Genomic DNA, 5,768 nt, shown 5'->3' on the forward strand with positions numbered 1-5,768 from the left:
AAAGTATAACGCCTGGGAGACTAGGTGTCCTTTTTTTGCAAAAAAACAGGCCTAAGTTTCTCAGTGTTGAACTTAATCAACACTAAAAAGCTTAGACCCAAGCATTTTTGCTTTAGCCATGAGGGCTTTCTTATGTTGAGGACTATTTTTTAAATGATCATTAAACCGATTGCTTAACCTTTGAAATAGCGTTCTTTACAGCGCTCTTCAAAGCTCGGCTGGATGACGACGCACCAGAGATACTGTCAACATCATACGTATTAGCAGCAACCATCGTTTGAGGCAATTCAGTCATCGCTCTTTGACCAACATCTTCACTCTCAGATTCCTTAAGCACTTCGACGTTGCTCAGAGTCCCGTCTGAATAAGTCACTCGAACAACCACTTGGCCACCAATGCCAGCTTCAGAAACGCCTAAGTACTGATCAGGACCAACTTCAAACTGGCTTAATGTATTTTCACTGGCTAAATCGTTGCCTCCTAGGTCAGCTACTGCCGTTGTTTCCGCCGTGACGACCAGTGAATCTGTCTTGGCTGCTGCGGCATTTTCACCCGCGATCTTGCCAAAAATCAAGCATTCTGCCAAATTACCACCACCGTTATACTGGTTAGCATTAATACCACCGAATTCACCAGCACTGTACAAATGTGGAATCGGTTGTCCAACAGCATCCAAGACTTCTGCCTTGGCGTTTCGTTGGGCACCGCCCTGCGTGTTAAGCATCGCGGTGGCCAATGGGGTAGCATAAAATGGACCGTTACCAAGGGCCGTCATTGAATCCCCTGCACGTCCCAATGCAAAGTCGGTTTTCGCTTCTGCAAACTGGTTAAACTGACTCACCGTCTGTTTCAACGTTGTTGCATCTGCGTTGATCTTCACCGCTAGTTCGTCAAGACTCGAAGCTTTTACCGTAATCTTGAAAAAGTCTGAATAGGGTAATTCTCCTTGAGCCTTAATTTTGTCATACTGTGCTTGATCAAAAATCAAGTGGGGATGGTTGTACACCGTTGGATTATGCCAACTCCCATGGTCATAGGCGTGTCCATGTCGACCGTTTTCATCTTCACGAACGTAACGACTACCATCATCAGCAGCGATAAAAATACTGCCATGTGACAATTCTGGCCAAGCACCTAAAATAAACTTACCTCTTTGTTCAGTCGGATTTTCAAAGGTAAAGCTCGTGTTAAAGCCATAGCCTTCGAAGCTCTTCATATGCCAAAGCTTAGCGCCGACTTCCTGAGCCATGGTAATGCCGTCCCCTTTATTATACAGGGTGCCAATTACCTTTAGCTTAGGGACGCCAATAAAGTTTTGAATGTCTTCCGAATTGTTTTCAAAACCGCCCATTGCCATCACGACACCGTTACGAGCTTGAACGTTGACTCGTTGGCCATTACGCTCGATTTGAACCCCTTCGATGATTCCAGTAGTCGCATTTTGAATTAGGTGCTTAGCAGGTGAAGACAACCAGATATCAATTTGTTTTGGCCGTTTTGTGACCTGTGCGCGTAACGTTTTCCAAAGTGACGCGTCAAAGTAGCCATCATGGACAGTTGTGAGATCAATTGCATCTGAACCTTCAAATTCTGGATATTCTGGTGATAAGCCGTTAGCAAACGCCTCAAAATTCGGATCACGATGGACCTTGTTGTAGCTGACTGGTTCTTCAATTTCCAAGTACTTCTTGAAGTAAGCTGGTATATTACTAATTCCTTTAGCATAAGTATCTAAAATCTCTTCGTTGATGTCGATACTGCCAAACAACTGTTTAAGGTAAGCTTTAGTTTTATTGTAATCATGGCCCGTTAAAACGACTTGTCCCGCGTAACGGGTATTACCGCCTTCGTGGCCATCCGGTGCTGCATCAGCTAACAAGACCTTTGCCCCATTATCTGCAGCAAACCGAGCAGCCGTTGCCCCGGCTGCCCCAAACCCTAATACGATCACATCGTACGCACTGGCCCACTGAACGGGCTGTTTCTGACTCGTTTTCATCTGTGTTGACTCCTTTCCGTTAACTTTGGTACAAAATTGAACATAATCTTTAAAACAACTCTCCAAGAATTGAATCGTTCCGACATCTTTTAAGTTGCCACGTTCATCAAAAGCTTCAGTTGCAAAGCTCAACATAAACTCGTCTCCAGGCATGACGATGGCATCCACTCCTGGTGAATCCAGAACTTGACGGAGGTTTTGTTGTGCTCTAGAGGTCCCTTGAATTCCCAAGGATGCTCCCACGATCATGACTGGCTTTTTTCGCAGTGGATGGATTTCACACGACAGCCATTCGACAACACTTTTCAGCGCTGCCGGAATTGAATGATCGTATTCTGGCGTCGCAAAAATAACCCCATCTGCCGCTGTAATGGCATCAGCTAATTGTTGCACGTTGGCAGGGATTCCGGTACCCTCACGAAACAACGGAATATTAGCAATATCATAGATGGTGATCGTCGCTTTTTGATTAAAATGACGTTGCATATAGGCGAGTAATTCACGATTATAAGACTGGTTGGCATTAGTTCCGACCAGAGCAACAAATTGCATTAGAAAGAACCTCCTTGATTTAAACGCTGTTAATTGACATAAGGGGATTACCCGTTACATTTAACTGAATGACTTAATATGAGCATCCCTTAATTCACTTTTATTATCCGTCCATCAATACAGCTTGTGAAATAGAACATTAGTTGAAAAAGTATGCCAAAAATGGCATACTAATTTCAAATACCCGATTAAAGAAGGTTCTGCTATGAAAGTTCTTACTCGTGAGAGGCAAATGATACAGTTGTTGGAAGCGGTTACTAAATACGGTAATATTTCCACGGTTGCTGATCGATTATTTATGACTCAACCCACCGTTAGTAAACTGATTCGGAACCAAGAACGTCAATATGGCGTGAACTTGATCGACCGTACACAACATCCACTCAAACTGACCTACGCTGGCGAATACTACCTAGCGCAGATCAAACAACTGGTTCAGTTTTATCAAGCTATGAGCCATGGAATACAGCAATTTGCTAATAACCAAGTTGGTCGGTTAACTATTGGCGTGAACCCCTCACTTGCTCAAATCATTTTACCGCCCCTACTTCCGTCCTTTCATCAACGTTTCCCACAAATTGAGATTCGCTTAATTGAAAATACCTCAGCTGAGATGGAAAATGCGGTCATCAACCAAGAACTAGATTTATATCTTGGTATCACACCGGCGTACAATTCCCAGCTAAGTTACAAACGACTCTATACCGATAATGGCACACTGTTATTACCGCAATCTTTGATAACCTCTCAAAAACTGCCGGCCAATGCCATTGCTGATATTAGTCCGCTTGTAAATGGACGTGATTTTATCACCGAAACGGATACTAGCGGCTTCCAGCGATTCATTAATAGCTACCTGACAAAGTACCATATCACCCCAAATATCGTGTTGAGAACAGCTAATATTAATACCGCTGCTCAGCTGGCAATTGGTGGGTTAGGCGCTACCATCATCCCAACTTCGGCGCTGTCACCATTGATTAAACAAAACATATACACAGTCGACCTTTTACCAACCGTATTTCAATGTGACGTTTCAATTGCCTTTCCGACACAGCATCCCTGCTCCCGTCAAGCACAAGGATTTATCGAACTCGCGCAAAGACAATTTCAAACCATTCATGAAAGACATAGTTGACGGTCTACTCGATTGCGCTACATCAGCGAATTAAATTGGTGCTACTAAGCTCAAAAGGTGACTTCCGGCAATTTAGGAAAGTCACCTTTTGAGTTCCAAACCCTTTTGGTTGCAAGTACCAGTCTGGCTGTGCTACATTAACGGACGAATTAATTATCACTAACGGGGGTGAGTAACATGTCAAACAAGACTGAGAAAACTCAAACAGATGGGTCACTATTGGAAATGTTTCGCTTTGTGTTCAGCAAAGTGCTCAAGAAACGCTGGTTACTGGTCCTAAACATCTTGGCCTTAACGGTGATCACGCTGCTGCAGTTCGTCATGCCGCAGATCGAACAGTTCATTATCGATAAAGTAATCCCGCAGCGTAACTTTCAGTGGCTGATTGCAGCTATTGCCATCCTGCTGCTGACGGCGGTCGTGCTGGGGGTATTCAACTACATTTCCACCTACTACATGACCATCATGAGTCAAAATGCCATCACTGACCTACGAAACCAACTATATGAATACCTATTGAAACTGGATACCACGTTTTTCGAATCCAGCAAGACCGGGGATCTCATGACCCGGCTCACCAGTGACATCAATAACCTGCAAAGTTTAATTTCTGCTAATATGCTCAACATGGTGGGCAACCTATTCACGTTCATTGGTGTTTTAGCCTTGATCTTCTACATCAACTGGCAAATGGCGTTAGCGGTCAGTCTAACCTTCCCACTGATGTTTATCGTCTACCGCGTCTTTCGGGTGCGTATTCGGACAGCCTTCATGAACGCCCGTCGTTCTCAGGCGCGGATGTCCAATCAAATGCAGCAGACGCTAACGCAAATCGACCTCATCAAAAGTTTCAACAGCGAAGATACTGAAGCTAGTCGGTTCGATCATTTCGCGGACACTAACCGTAAAGACATGATCTCGGCTGGTCGTAACCAGGCGATCTTCTCACCCTTAATTGACGGGATCAATACGCTAGGAATCGCCATTGTGCTGGCTTTAGGCGCTTACTTTATTATCAAAGGTCAGCTCACAGTTGGGGCGCTGGTCGCTTATTTAAGCTACGTGGCCATGGTGCAATCTCCAATTCAGGCCTTTACCCGGCTGCTTAATCAACTGCAGCAGTCGCTAGTTTCTTACGGGCGGATCCAATCGATCCTACAAGAGAAGCCACAGGTGTTAAACGCGGCTGACCCGAAACCATTTCCGCAATTTTCTCAAGGTATTGTTCTGGACCACATCAACTTCAATTACGCTGCAGCGAAACATACTGATAGTCATGATGCCACGCTGAAAGATGTTAGTTTTACGATTCCCTATGGCAAGACTACCGCGCTGGTGGGCCGGTCTGGTTCCGGTAAAACCACCATTACCCGTCTGATCGACCGGTTCTACGATCTAGAATCTGGCAGCATCACCTTTGATGGTCTTCCCATTCAGGCCATCGATATCGCCTCGTTACGTCAAAATATCGCCATCGTCTCCCAAGATATTTTCATTATCGACGGCAGTATTCGTAATAACATTCTGTATGGTCGGCCCACCGCTACCGACGACGAAGTCTGGCAAGTCGCCAAACTCGCCGATCTTGAAACCTTCATTCAAGGCCTGCCTGATCAATTAGATACGCAGGTTGGTGAACGAGGCGTCAAGCTCTCCGGCGGTCAAAAACAGCGGCTGTCAATCGCTCGAGCCCTGCTGAAAAACGCGCCGATCATCATTTTAGATGAAGCCACCGCTAGTCTGGATAATCAATCTGAAAAAGCGATTCAGCGCGCGTTGAACAACCTGCTGGAATCCCGGACTTCCTTGGTAATTGCCCACCGTCTGTCCACGATTCACGATGCCGATCAGATCATCGTGCTGGAAAATGGACAGGTGGTTGAGAAAGGCACCCATGAGAGCTTGTTAAAGGCTGATGGGGCTTATAAGAAGCTGTATGATGCGCAGTTTGAATAGTTGGCTGTTCACTTTTATGTAGCTGAAATATACTAAGATAAGGGAGTCAAAATGCGACGGTATTTTGGCTCCTTTTTTGATACATTGAGGATGGGACAAAAGGTCGCGAACGCGTTGGGCAAA

General features: G+C 45.1%; 3 protein-coding genes. 2 read left to right on the forward strand and 1 reads right to left on the reverse strand.

The window, feature by feature from the left end; translation table 11 throughout:
* Window positions 1-160: 160 nt before the first annotated feature.
* On the reverse strand, window positions 161-2,551 hold the full coding sequence (locus tag FFM73_RS11875; RefSeq protein ID WP_137631884.1) for an NAD(P)H-dependent oxidoreductase: 2,391 nt from the start codon (window positions 2,549-2,551) through the stop codon (window positions 161-163).
* 205 nt (window positions 2,552-2,756) lie between these two features.
* Here FFM73_RS11875 and FFM73_RS11880 point away from each other — a divergent pair, with 205 nt between their 5' ends.
* On the forward strand, window positions 2,757-3,689 hold the full coding sequence (locus FFM73_RS11880; protein WP_137631885.1) for a LysR family transcriptional regulator: 933 nt from the start codon (window positions 2,757-2,759) through the stop codon (window positions 3,687-3,689).
* A 177-nt stretch (window positions 3,690-3,866) separates the two neighbouring features.
* Window positions 3,867-5,645, forward strand: a complete 1,779-nt coding sequence (locus FFM73_RS11885) for an ABC transporter ATP-binding protein (protein ID WP_137631886.1) — start codon at window positions 3,867-3,869, stop codon at window positions 5,643-5,645.
* Window positions 5,646-5,768: the final 123 nt, after the last annotated feature.

Origin of the sequence: Secundilactobacillus hailunensis (assembly GCF_005405185.1) — a bacterium.
Taxonomy (GTDB): Bacteria; Bacillota; Bacilli; order Lactobacillales; family Lactobacillaceae; genus Secundilactobacillus; species Secundilactobacillus hailunensis.